The organism is Dyadobacter sp. Leaf189, from assembly GCF_001424405.1.
Taxonomy (GTDB): domain Bacteria; phylum Bacteroidota; class Bacteroidia; order Cytophagales; family Spirosomataceae; genus Dyadobacter.
The window spans coordinates 840,081-852,891 of record NZ_LMPS01000004.1; the positions used below are offsets into that span (position 1 = coordinate 840,081).

Here is a 12,811-nt window from a genome sequence, read left to right on the forward strand (position 1 = left end):
AGAAAACACATGAGAACAAGTTTAAGCGTTTTGGCTCATATATTGACGGTGGCTGCACTAGCAGGCTGCGCGTCTTCCAATAAGACTTCCAAGCCACTACCCGAGGCCCAGGTAAGGTCTACCCAGCAAGCAGCGCCCAGTGTAAGCGAGGAGCCTTCGCTCGTTGCGATCCAGAGCAAGTACATTCTCAAAGACACCACACAAGCCAAAGTCTACCTTTACGTAGATGCTTACAAAGGCAAGAACCCGATTTCTCCCGCGGATTTCATCAGAACATACAACCTGAACTACGTTATCTATTCTGATTACGGAACGAGGGAGCGGCTGGGTTACGGGAATGTGAAAATGGATTCGTCCAATGTGACCAGCACCGGCAATAAAATCGTTATATCCTACGATCTGAAAAGTCCCGACAGAGAATACGGAGTCCTGCTAAGTGAAATAAGCCAGGTGGGGACTTTGAAAAAAGTACTCAATGACCTGACGATTAGATTTAAGAAGCTCGATGTAAATCAGACTTATGGAGTTTATACCTCCAACAGTACGCTGCCGTTACAGCGGCATTATATCAGCAGTAACGAATCATTTGTTGTTAAAAAGTTAACCGGAGAAGCGCAGCCGCTGCACGTATATTACTACAATCACGACTTTGAACCGGCCGGCTCCCCGATGAACATTGCTTCCAAAGGAGTTGCCAAGTCGCTTGAAGTTGACAGTACGTTTACGATACAGGCAAACCAGACTTTGAAATTCGAAAAAGAAGGTTTGTACAACATTTTCGCTGATACCACGCAATCAGAAGGATTAGGCATTCTGGTGGTGAATGAGCGCTATCCAAAAGTGACGCAACCTCAGCTTCTGCTCGGCCCATTGCTTTATATGAGCACCAATAATGAGATTAACGAGATCAAGAAGGCAGAAGATTATAAGAAAGCGCTTGATAGGTATTGGCTGACGCTCATGAACGGAAATGCGCCGCTTGCGCAGCAATCAATCCGCTCATTTTACAGCCGCGTGGAAGAAGCCAACCAGCTGTTTACAACATATAAGGAAGGATGGAAAACCGACAAAGGGATGATTTACATCGTACTCGGCCCGCCTGACAAAGTTCAGAGAAGCAAAGACCGTGAAGTTTGGAGTTACGACCAGCGCGGCAATGCACAGAACGTTAATTTTACATTTAACAGAAAAAACAATCAATTCGTGGATGATCATTATGAACTGGTTCGCTATGCCGAATACCAGCCCATTTGGTATCCAGTTGTAGAAGCATGGAGAAACGGCAGTATACGGTAAGAAAACCCGCCCCAAAACAGTCCCAGTCCGATATGGTATTCGGGACACAGTCAGTAATTGAAACGCTCCGCTCGGGAAAAGAGATAGAGCGTTTATTCCTTCAGAGAGAATTAGGTTTTTCAGAAATAGAGAAGCTGGCCAAAGAAAAGGGAGTACCTTTTCAGCGGGTTCCCATTGAGAAACTGAATAGAATTACCCGCAAAAATCACCAGGGAGCAATCGCATTTGTCTCCCAGATTCAATACATGCCGCTGCACAATGTGCTGACACAGGTGTATGAAGATGGAAAAACACCTTTGCTCCTGCTATTGGATCGCATTACTGATGTAAGAAATTTTGGTGCAATCGCAAGAACAGCGGAATGTGCCGGCGTACAGGCGATTATTGTGCCTACAAAAGGCGGCGCGCAGATCAATGCAGATGCGATGAAAACCTCCTCGGGTGCATTGAACTTCCTTCCGGTTTGTCGCGAACCCAACCTGTACGAAACGCTTTTGTACCTTAGAAATAGCGGCCTTCAAATTATTGCCTGTACGGAAAAGACAGAAAAGTCGCTTTACGATATCGACTTTGCAGTTCCGACGGTAATCATAATGGGCTCGGAGGAAGATGGTATTTCAAAGGAATTTATCCAGCTTGCAGATAGCGGCGCCAGGATTCCATTAACAGGCCAGGTTGAATCTTTGAATGTTTCTGTGGCTAGTTCGATTGTGTTGTATGAGGCAGTGAGGCAGCGACTTACAAAGGTTTAAGACTTTATAAATCTACAAGTTTGTCACCCTGAGCGGAGTCGAAGGGAGGAGCGATAACGCATTCCCTTCGACCACCCGGCGGCCCGGTGCGCTCAAGGTGACAAACTTGTAAGATCCGACTTGCAATACTGCAGGGTTATTTAGCAACGTGCCGAGCTACTACTGGCGGAAACTCTTCAAAATCCAACCTCCTCCGACAACATCGTCACCTTCATAAAAGACTGCTGCTTGACCGGGGGCGATGCCATTTACGCCGTCGTGGAAGCGGGCTACTATTTTGTCGGGTTCGATCTGCTCTATTAGTGCGGGGGTGCCGTCGTGTTTGTATCTCACCTTTGTCACTGTTTCCAAAGGCTTTTCAATGGAAGCATATTTTTGAAGGTTCAATTTGCCCACGTACATTCCATCGCGGAACAAGTCAGGTAAATCTCCCAATACAACTTCGTTAGTATCTTTCCTGATCTCGGTAACAAATGCAGGTTTCCCAAGCGCTATGCCCAAACCTTTCCGCTGCCCAACTGTATAAAATGGATAACCTTCGTGCTTTCCGACAATGGTGCCATCTTCAAAAACGAAATTGCCGCCGGCCACTTCTGCTTCCAGCCCCGGAATCCTTCTTTTCAGGAAGCCGCGGTAATCATTATCAGGCACAAAGCAGATCTCGTAGCTTTCAGACTTGTTTACGAGATCGATAAAACCGCGTTCTTTCGCCATTTCACGGATCTCGGTTTTATGCAGATAGCCAAGAGGCAGTTTGGTACGGGCCAGGCTTTCCTGAGATACGCCCCAAAGCACATAACTCTGATCCTTCCAGCTATCTATGCCTTTTGACACATAATACCGGCCGTCATTGAATTGCATATTCGCATAATGCCCGGTCGCAATGAATTCGCAATCGAGCCTGTCAGCGCGGCGGAGTAACGCATCCCATTTAATGTGTGTATTGCATAAAACACAGGGATTTGGCGTGCGGCCTTCCAGGTATTCTCCTGTAAAATGATCAATTACATAGTCGCCGAACTCAGCGCGGATATCGAGAATATAATGGGGAAAGCCAAGCTCAACGGCAATATTCCGGGCGTCGTTGATAGAATCAAGTGAGCAGCAGCCGGTTTCTTTTTTGGTCCCGCCACTGCTGGCGTAGTCCCAGGTTTTCATGGTCATTCCAATGACCTCATAACCTTGTTCGTGTAACATAACAGCTGCGAGAGAGCTGTCGATGCCGCCACTCATGGCGACAAGAATTCTGCCGTGTTTGCTCATGGTAGTAATCTGCCGAAGGTTGAACGCCTTCCGATTGGTGATATAAATATGAAACCGCTGAACAGACTAACGCTGTGCAGCGGTTCCGCAAAGGTAGTGAATTGTTTAGAGCGGCAGGCTGCTAAACCGACACATTTGAACAATTACGAGATAACCTGTCTGATAATATTCTTGATATTCAGCTCAATAATCTCCGTCATACTTTCACAATGCCGGTAATGCGCATCTTTAAAATGCGTGAAAAGTCCATCTCTCAGCTGGTGGATATTGTCCGCAGTTGAAATTTTATCTTTGATCGAAACATCCCGCAGCTCGCGCAGCCGGTGACGCTCGCTCCTCGCCTGGTACATAATAGACGATTGCTCTTCCTGCTGGTACTGCAGTACCGTTTTATCCGTCAGGTACTCCATTGCAAGCTCCACATAAGGCAGGTTTTCCTTGAAAAATTGCGGCATATACACTTTCAGGTTGCCTTCGTAAAACTGCTGATCAAAGTCGATCGCGCGCAAACGGAACTGGAAATCGTCGAAATCAGGCGTGATTTGCATTACAAAATTGTACGACCGCATATCTCCGAGCAATGTGATCATGCAGCGCTCATTGAACTTCACAAATTCTTTCGCAATGCGGATCGGATTATAATCGGTATGCCGCAGACGGGTTTTGGCAAATTCGTCACCTGGTATTCCGGCAATGTGCTCTTCGACCAGCGAGTCGCCGTCTACGAGGTAATTAACCTGGTTGGGCGAGAATATTTCTTCCAGTTCCAAACCATAAATCCGCGATGCGTCGGCTTTTTTGACGTAGAAATAATCGTAAATATCATTGAGCCTGTTGACAATCTTGATCCTGAACGGATTGGAATTTCCGAATTTACAATAATCAATGCGGTCAATGTACTTGTGCTCCACAATACGCAGGTTACCCGACGCTTTGAGCATTGCATACGCTTTTTTGAGACCACTGTGCAGCCGGTCGATTTCATGCGGCGGGTAAAGCGGACTCTCCCACAACGTATCCTTCCCGTTCTTGTCCATTACCGGAAAGGATTCATAAAAATTGAGCAAATCATGGTAACTTACCGGAAGACGGGCATCCCGCTGATAGAAACGCAGGTACTTCCGTAGTTCAGGACTCACCGGGTAGATCGGCTTCTTTTTTAATATTTTAACATCACCCTTTTCCATAAAAGGAAGTTACGCATAATTAGCCGATAGTATCAAGCGGTGTTTTTAGCAGAACATGACAGATTTAAAGAAATGAATCGCACGGACCTGATCGGAATTGTGGTTTGCGGAGGAGAAAGTTCACGAATGGGAAAGGATAAAAGCATGCTTATTTATCACCAGAAACCGCAGTATGAGCATGTGGGCGATCTTCTTGACAATTACTGCGAAAACGTAGTGATATCATGCAATAACCGACAACTGGCGCAACTGAAAACACAATACGATAAGCTGCCTGACTTGCCCGAATACGCCAACACCGGTCCGATTGCTGCATTGATGACGGCATACCATACCTTCCCGCACAAAGATTTCCTCTTCATTGGCTGCGACTATCCATTACTTTCAGCGGAGGATATCTCCTCTTTTTTGAGTTCAATCGGGGAAAACACGATTGCTGCCGCATTTTATAATGCGGAAGGAAAGTTTGAGCCGCTGCTTGCGTGGTATTCGTGCAAGCTAGGTGAGATCGCGGATCACCATTATCGAATGAATGATCTTTCATTGCAATCGCTGCTGCGGAAAGTCAATGCACAAAAGTTTTTCCCAGAATCCGGAAATGCGATGAAGAGCGTAGATACTGTGAGAGATTTTGAAGAGATGCAAGCTTTTATAAACCGCATTAACAATGGTTAAAACACCACCTGCTTCCGTAATGCGCCGGCAAATCCGGCGGGTGACTAGCTACGGAACAGATCATAATGAAGATTTCCTGGCGGTCGAAGAGCCGCTCGAAATCCGTGTCGCATTCCGACAAAATGAAAATGCAAGCTGGCAAAATATCTCGGTTACCATGCGTACGCCCGGAAACGATCACGAGCTGGCGGCAGGTTTTCTTTTTACAGAAGGTATTATCCAGGATCTCCGGCAGATCAAAAAAGTAGAAAATTCGGTTTTCGAAAAAAATCTGGTCCTGGTAACGCTGGCTGATTCCTGCGTGCCGAACCTGCACAATGCAGAGCGGAATTTCTATACCACGTCGAGCTGCGGTGTGTGCGGAAAGGCGAGTATCGAGGCTGTCAAAACAGTTTCCCGATATGTTTTGGAAAATACACTGCTGGTAACGCGCGAGGTGCTTTTCGGACTTGCCGGCAAGATCTCGGGCAGTCAGCGCGTTTTTGAAGAAACAGGAGGATTGCACGCAGCAGCTCTTTTTGATAGAAACGGGAACCTGCTGAACTTGCGCGAAGATGTGGGGCGGCATAATGCATTGGACAAGCTGATTGGTGCTGCATTGTTATCCGACCAGCTTCCCCTCGCAGGTAACATGCTTTTGCTTAGCGGAAGAGCGAGTTTTGAGTTAATTCAAAAAGCATTGATGGCGGGAATTGAAATGGTTGTTTCCATTGGCGCGCCTTCAAGCCTGGCAGTTCAGCTGGCTGAGGATAACAAGATCACACTGGCAGGTTTTTTAAAACAAGATAGGTTTAATGTTTACACCGGTTTCCACCGGATTTCAGGTCTATGAAAATTCGAATCCAACAAAATAAAGTAAGGTACCGACTGTCCAAAAGCGATGTAGCACAACTGGCCGCTGAGGGTTACCTGGAAGAAAAAACAACTTTCCCGCAAGGTCAGCTGACTTATGCATTGCAAAGCCTGCCCGATACGGATTCACTTTCCGCTTCTTTTGAAAACCAGCAGATTACCATTTATATCCCCGAAAGTTTCGCCAAAACGTGGCCCGACAACAATGTAGTCGGAACAGATTTCCATATGCCTTTGAATGCAGGCGATTCATTGTATATCCTTGTGGAAAAGGATTTTAAATGTCTCGACAATGATGCAGAAGATCAGTCGGACAACTACGAAAATCCAAATCAAACCTGCTGACCATGGAAGACCAGCCCACATCCATTCCCGGCTCCGAAAACCCGGACCAACTGACCGGACTGAAAAAAGGTCCGATTATGAAAGTTGCCGCCGGAATTCCAGCCGTGGTTTCCAGTTTTGAAAAAACAGTACAGGAAGCTGGCGTGAACCGCGGTATGAAGGCGCTTTTTAATCTCAATAAAAAAGGCGGCTTTGATTGTCCAAGCTGTGCCTGGCCCGATCCTGATGACGAACGCTCGGGAATAGCCGAGTACTGTGAGAATGGAGCAAGAGCAGTAGCGGAGGAGGCTACGCTCAAAAAGCTGACGCCTGAATTCTTTACCCAACACTCCGTTATTGAACTCGGAAAGCTTTCTGATCACGAGATCGGCAGCAAAGGCCGCATTGCCCAACCGATGCATTTACCCGCCGGAGGCACCCATTACCAGCCAATTACCTGGAATGCAGCTTTCACAAAAATCGGAATGGAGCTCAATCGGCTTTCCTCGCCGGATGAAGCCATCTTCTATACTTCCGGGCGCACCAGCAATGAGGCTGCATTTCTCTACCAGCTGTTCGTCCGCGAATTTGGCACGAATAACCTGCCCGATTGCAGCAATATGTGCCACGAAAGCAGCGGGGTCGCGCTCACTGAATCGTTAGGTATCGGGAAAGGATCCGTGAAGCTGGACGATCTGCATCAGGCAGAGGTAATCATGATTTTAGGCCAAAATCCGGGCACAAACCATCCCCGCATGCTGACTGCGCTGCAAAAAGCAAAAGCAAACGGCGCCAAGATTATTTCAATTAATCCATTACCTGAAACCGGCTTAATGGGTTTCAATAACCCGCAGAAAGTAACCGGCGTTTTGGGCATCAATCCGGCACTTACCGATCTTTTCCTCCAGATCAGGATCAATGGCGACCATGCTTTACTGCAAGCTATTGAGTTACTGTTGTGGAAAGAGGAAAGGAGAAATCCGGGCAGCGTTTTTGACCAGGATTTCATTCGTGAAAATACAGAAGGTTACGAGCAGTTCACCGCACATCTGGACACGCTGAACGTGGAGGAGCTGGCGGTAATATGCGGCATTGAGCTGGCGCAGATCGAAGAGACAGCCCGATTACTCGCTTCAAAAAGCAAGATTATTGTTTGCTGGGCAATGGGTTTGACGCAGCATAAAAATGCGGTAGATACCATTAAGGAAGTAGTCAATCTGCTCCTGCTGAAAGGAAGTATCGGCAAGCCCGGCGCTGGTACCTGTCCCGTGCGCGGGCATAGCAATGTACAGGGCGACCGGACTGTGGGGATTTTTGAAAAACCTTCCGAAAGTCTGCTGAATGCAATTGAACGTAACTTCCGGTTCAGCCCACCCCGGAAACACGGTTTTGACGTAGTGGAATCCATTAAGGCGATGCACGAAGGCCGCGCAAAAGTGTTTTTTGCAATGGGCGGCAACTTTCTTTCGGCTACTCCGGACACACAATATACCGCACAGGCTTTAAGCAATTGCAAATTAACTGTCCACGTTTCAACCAAACTGAACAGGAGCCACCTTGTACACGGCGAAGAAGCACTGATCCTGCCTTGCCTCGGAAGAAGCGACGCGGACTTGCGGGAAGGTGAAAGCCGGTTTATTTCGTGTGAAAATTCAATGGGTGTGGTTCAGATGTCAAAGGGCATTCTGCCGCCGATATCCGATATGTTACTTAGTGAGCCGGAACTTATAGTGCGGCTGGCCAAGGCTACTCTGGGTAAAAAGAGCCAGATTAACTGGGACCGTTACATTGCAGATTATGATGTGATCCGCGCGGATATCGAACGTACCATACCCGGTTTTGAAAACTACAATGAGCGCGTGCGCCAACCCGGCGGGTTTTACCTGCCAAATTGCAACCGCGAAGGCAAATTTGATACAAACACACAAAAGGCGCAATTCAACGTTGCTCCGGTGATCGAAAACAAACTGGAAGAGGGTGAGCTGATGATGATGACGATCCGGAGCCACGACCAGTTTAACACAACAGTCTACGGCCTGAACGATCGCTACCGCGGTATCTTCAACGAACGAAGGGTTGTTCTGATGAACCGCCGGGATATCTCAGCGCGGCATTTGGAGAACGGTAGTCTTGTGGACCTGTACAACCGATTTGACGGCGTGGAAAGGGTTGCAAGAAAGTTTGTCGTGATAGAATACCCGATCCCGGAAGGCTGTACGGCCACCTATTTTCCCGAGACCAATGTACTGGTGCCGATTGGCAGTGTAGCGGAGAAAAGTAACACACCAACTTCCAAGATGGTAGCGATAACGATAGTGAAGCATACGAATGCTGACACGCAATTTTAACATTCGCCTAATATAGCTGCGACTTACAAGCCGTAATTTTCGCAATTCTTAGCAGTAGTACCTGGTTCAGGGCTACTTGTATTTCCAGTTATTTCAGTTTAATTTTTTACAAAATGAAGAAAGTATTTGCTATGCTTGCAGCAGGTTTTTTGAGCTTGACTGCATTTGAAGGAATGTCACAAAACAAGAACAAGGTGATCGCTCACCGCGGCGCATGGAAGCATACCGGCGCTACTGAAAACTCAATTGGTGCATTGGAGCACGCGATCAAACTCGGCTGCTATGGAAGCGAGTTTGATGTGCATATGTCAGCCGACTCTGTACTTTTCGTATTGCACGATCACTCCATTAAAGGTACCCATGTTGAAAAAACCAATGCGAGCGAATTGTCGCAGATCAAGCTGGAAAACGGCGAGTCGCTACCCACACTGGAAGCTTACCTGAAGGCTGGCGCGAAACAGAAGAAAACGAGGCTGATCCTGGAAATCAAAACCTCTTCAATGGGCAAGGAAAGATCACTTGCGTTGACTGCCAAATGCGTAGAAATGGTGAAAAAGCTGAAAGTCGAGAAGATCACCGACTACATCGCCTTTGATTTTGATGTATGTAAAAAAGTGAAGGAACTCGCACCAAAAGCGCACGTGGAATACTTAAACGGAGATAAAACGCCGGATGAAATCGCCGCAGCCGGACTGGACGGAATCGACTACCATTACAATGTTTATAAGAAAAACGAGGATTACATTCCTGCGATGAAAGCGAAGAAGCTGACTACGAATGTATGGACTGTAAACGACGAATCTGCATTGAAATGGTTCCTGGAAAAAGATGTGGATTACATTACTACCAACGAACCTGAATTGCTGCTCAGCATTTCAAAATAACACAATACGACTTGGAAATGGCTAGATCTTAGCCATTTCCAACTGTCCGTTTGTCTCCTGCCACGCCCTGATTACCTGCGTAAGCTGCTTGTACTCAATCAGGAAACCATCGTGACCATAAAGCGAATCTATCTCCTGGAAAACTGCGTCAGGAATATGGCGGGCCAAAAATTGCTGCTCTGAAAGCGGGAATAACAGATCGGACTTAATTCCGAGCACGAGCGTTTTGGCTTTCACCAGACCCAGCGCGTGCACAATCCCGCCGCGGTTACGGCCTACATTATGCGAGTCCATGATTTTGGACAAAACCCAATAGGAATATGCATTAAAACGCTTCACAAACTTATCTCCCTGGTACTGCTGATAGGAAGAAGCCCGGAAATCGTCGATCTGGTCGGGGTTATCTCTTGCCTGGGTAAAGTTGTAAGTGTCATAATTGCGGTAAGACAGCAATGCGATTGACCTGGCTGCCCGCATTCCCATAGCGCCTGCTTCGGGATGATCGTCTTTAAAAGTAGGATCTGCCTCAATCGCCATTCTCTGGGATTCGTTAAAGGCAATTCCCCAGGGCGAATGCAATGCATTGGAAGCAATCAGTACCAGCTCTTCAAACAAATCGGGAACTTCAACCGCCCATTCAAGCGCCTGCTGTCCGCCCAGCGATCCGCCGATACAGATCTTGATTTTCCTGATACCCAACTCCTGTCGCAACAGGTCCATGGCACCAACGACGTCGCGGACGGTAATCACAGGAAAATCCCGGTAGTAAGGTTTCTGTGTTTTGGGATTTACCGAAAGAGGCCCGGTGGAACCATATGCGGAGCCCAGCACATTCACACAAACTATGAAATCCTTTGAGGGGTTGAAATATTTATCATCGCCTACAAGCCCGTCCCACCATTCGGCTGCATTGGAGCTGCCGGTAAGTGCGTGGCAGATCCAGATAATATTGTTCTGTTCCGGGTTGATTGTTCCGTAGGTAGTGTATGATAGCTCAAAACCGGCCAGTTCGCCGCCCATTTCCAGGGAATAAGGATAGGGATGTTTGAATATTTTTTGTTCCGACTGCATAGGTGCGCAAGCACAGTTAAGTACAAAATAGTAAGGTCACCTTTTTTGACAAAAAACATAGTGACTAATACATCTGAAAAATTCCTTTCAGTTGCAGGTGCGAGAATAAAGCCATTCGGCTTACGGAAATTTCTAACTGTAAGAACACGCGAATTGATTTTATATCTCCTAATAAATTAGGTGGGAATTAGCACCTTTCTCCACATTGGTAGCAGGTTGCCAGAGGTTCATTGAGCCCATTCTCTCGCCTCTTCTTTATAAATCAACCGCTTTGGTGGAGCAATTGACTTGATGGTACAATATTAAGCCGGGACGCGGGAAAATGCAAACAAACTACCAAATTCTATTGGCCTCGGCAAGCTGGTTTTATGGGCCGGAAGGAACAAAAGCACAGGTCAGCTCGTTGAATTTTTATAGCAAATAGAAGTGCATTGGAGCTCAAAAATGATGTTATTGGGCCAGTGTTAGCGTATTAACCCTTTAAAATCAGTTTGTTTTGTACGGTTTTATTGCACCTGCTTTTACTTACGGACAGTCCCATGTTTCACCGGAGGATCTTTACGGTACCCTCTTCAAAGACGTACAGAATAGTCACATTTTCCCGGACTCAAAAACCTTCGCAGATGCGATCCCGCTTGAAGATCCGGTGTTGATTATAGAGCGTTATCACCGGGAGAAAATCGCTGCTGATTTTGATATGGCAGGATTTGTGGAAAAGTATTTTCGTCTGCCTGCTCATATCGCATTGACTTTTCAGGCGGATAAAAATGCTTCTGTTTCGGAACATATCAGGAGGCTGTGGCCCGTGCTGACGAGGCAACCGGAGAGCCAGGAACGCGGCGGCTCACTGATCCCACTGCCCTACTCTTATGTGGTTCCGGGCGGCCGGTTCAGGGAGATCTATTACTGGGACAGCTACTTCACATTACTGGGCTTGAAAGAGGCCGGACGAACGGATCTGGTTCAAAGCATGATAGATAATTTTGCTTACCTCATCGACAACTTCGGCTACATTCCCACAGCCAACCGGACCTATTATCTGTCCCGGTCCCAGCCACCGTTCTTTTCATTGATGGTCAGACTTTTCAGTGAAATGGAAGGCAAGAAAGTGTTGAAGCGGTACCTGCCTCAAATGCAGAAAGAGTACGATTACTGGATGGATTCGGGCAGCAGCACCGGCGAACCGTTTACAGCCTACCGCCGTCTGGTATACCTTCCCAACGGAATGAAGCTGAACAGGTACTGGGATGACAAGGCGGCACCGAGACCGGAATCTTACCGCGAAGATGTGGAACTTGCGGCTCATGCAAAGGAAAATCACGGGACCGCGCCCGAAGAGATTTACCGCCACATCCGCGCCGCAGCTGAATCGGGCTGGGATTTCAGCAGCAGGTGGTTTTCAAATGAAAATGACTTTTCAACTATCCACACTACCGACATTATACCGATCGACCTCAACTGTCTGATGTATTACCTGGAACAAACACTTGCCGAAGCTTACCTGCTGAGTGGCAATCTTACGTTGCACCAGGTTTATACCGGAAAAGCCATCGATCGTAAGCTGGCAATCCAGCTGTATTCCTGGGATACCGAGAAGAATTTTTATATGGACTACGATTTTAAAAAACAAAGTTTCACAAAAGCCGTTACGCTGGCCGGAACATTTCCACTATTTTTCAAACTCGCGCCCAAGCAGAATTCACATTATGTAAGAGCTTACATCAGGCTCAACTTTCTGAAATCAGGCGGGTTGCTGACTACCACATTGAACTCAGGACAGCAGTGGGATGCGCCAAATGGCTGGGCTCCATTGCAGTGGATTGCCTATAAAGGTTTAAGGAATTACAACTTTCACCGGACTGCCAATGAACTGTCTGCCGAGTGGCTTGGTCTGATCGAAAAGGAGTTTAAACATTCAGGAAAAATGCTTGAAAAATACAATGTGTCCAACACCAATTTGATTGCAGGCGGCGGTGAATATGAAGTTCAGGAAGGTTTCGGCTGGACAAACGGAGTATATTTGAGAATGAAAAACAAGAAAAGATAGACGCGGTTCAGGCATAAAATAATTTATATCATTCCAATAAATTATATTGAAAATTTAGCCTGAGACCTTCTTTCAATAGCATATTTTTTTAATACCTTGTATTACTAACACG

At 46.9% G+C, this 12,811-nt stretch carries 11 protein-coding genes and 1 riboswitch; of the genes, 8 read left to right on the forward strand and 3 right to left on the reverse strand.

What is annotated here, in order from left to right:
* Positions 1-9: 9 nt before the first annotated feature.
* Positions 10-1,296, forward strand: a complete 1,287-nt coding sequence (locus ASG33_RS12845) for a GWxTD domain-containing protein (RefSeq protein ID WP_082489203.1) — start codon at positions 10-12, stop codon at positions 1,294-1,296.
* Entirely contained in the window at positions 1,272-2,048 is a 777-nt protein-coding gene (gene rlmB / locus ASG33_RS12850; protein WP_056285407.1) for a 23S rRNA (guanosine(2251)-2'-O)-methyltransferase RlmB, read from the forward strand. The genes ASG33_RS12845 and rlmB overlap by 25 nt, the downstream gene beginning before the upstream one ends.
* 159 nt (positions 2,049-2,207) lie before the next feature.
* On the opposite strand, the gene mnmA is transcribed toward rlmB, so the two are convergent.
* Entirely contained in the window at positions 2,208-3,311 is a 1,104-nt protein-coding gene (mnmA, locus tag ASG33_RS12855; RefSeq protein ID WP_056285410.1) for a tRNA 2-thiouridine(34) synthase MnmA, read from the reverse strand.
* A gap of 143 nt (positions 3,312-3,454) precedes the next feature.
* Positions 3,455-4,498: a hypothetical protein gene (locus ASG33_RS12860; protein WP_056285414.1), complete on the reverse strand. Its 1,044-nt coding sequence runs from the start codon at positions 4,496-4,498 to the stop codon at positions 3,455-3,457.
* 72 nt (positions 4,499-4,570) lie between these two features.
* Here ASG33_RS12860 and ASG33_RS12865 point away from each other — a divergent pair, with 72 nt between their 5' ends.
* The 5 genes from ASG33_RS12865 to ASG33_RS12885 all read left to right on the forward strand — a co-directional run bounded on the left by ASG33_RS12865 (position 4,571) and on the right by ASG33_RS12885 (position 9,581).
* Positions 4,571-5,173, forward strand: coding sequence for a molybdenum cofactor guanylyltransferase (locus ASG33_RS12865; protein ID WP_056285417.1), 603 nt, complete (start codon positions 4,571-4,573; stop codon positions 5,171-5,173).
* A complete protein-coding gene (gene fdhD / locus ASG33_RS12870; RefSeq protein ID WP_056285420.1) occupies positions 5,166-6,005 on the forward strand; it encodes a formate dehydrogenase accessory sulfurtransferase FdhD in 840 nt (279 codons plus the stop codon). The genes ASG33_RS12865 and fdhD overlap by 8 nt, the downstream gene beginning before the upstream one ends.
* Positions 6,002-6,370 (forward strand): DUF7009 family protein, encoded by a 369-nt coding sequence (locus ASG33_RS12875; RefSeq protein ID WP_056285422.1) that lies wholly within the window; start codon positions 6,002-6,004, stop codon positions 6,368-6,370. Before fdhD ends, ASG33_RS12875 begins: the two co-directional genes overlap by 4 nt.
* 2 nt (positions 6,371-6,372) lie before the next feature.
* Entirely contained in the window at positions 6,373-8,697 is a 2,325-nt protein-coding gene (locus ASG33_RS12880) for an FdhF/YdeP family oxidoreductase (protein WP_056285424.1), read from the forward strand.
* Between the two features lie 113 nt (positions 8,698-8,810).
* Complete coding sequence (locus ASG33_RS12885; protein ID WP_056285428.1) at positions 8,811-9,581, forward strand: glycerophosphodiester phosphodiesterase family protein; 771 nt, start codon at positions 8,811-8,813, stop codon at positions 9,579-9,581.
* A gap of 21 nt (positions 9,582-9,602) precedes the next feature.
* Here the strand turns inward: ASG33_RS12885 and metX are convergent, their stop codons facing one another.
* A complete protein-coding gene (metX, locus tag ASG33_RS12890) occupies positions 9,603-10,652 on the reverse strand; it encodes a homoserine O-acetyltransferase (protein ID WP_056285431.1) in 1,050 nt (349 codons plus the stop codon).
* Positions 10,653-10,808: 156 nt separating this feature from the next.
* Positions 10,809-10,916: riboswitch (SAM riboswitch) on the reverse strand.
* Positions 10,917-11,148: 232 nt separating this feature from the next.
* Between metX and treA the strand changes: the two genes are divergently transcribed.
* Positions 11,149-12,699 (forward strand): alpha,alpha-trehalase TreA, encoded by a 1,551-nt coding sequence (gene treA / locus ASG33_RS12895; protein ID WP_056285436.1) that lies wholly within the window; start codon positions 11,149-11,151, stop codon positions 12,697-12,699.
* The last annotated feature ends 112 nt before the right edge of the window (positions 12,700-12,811 follow it).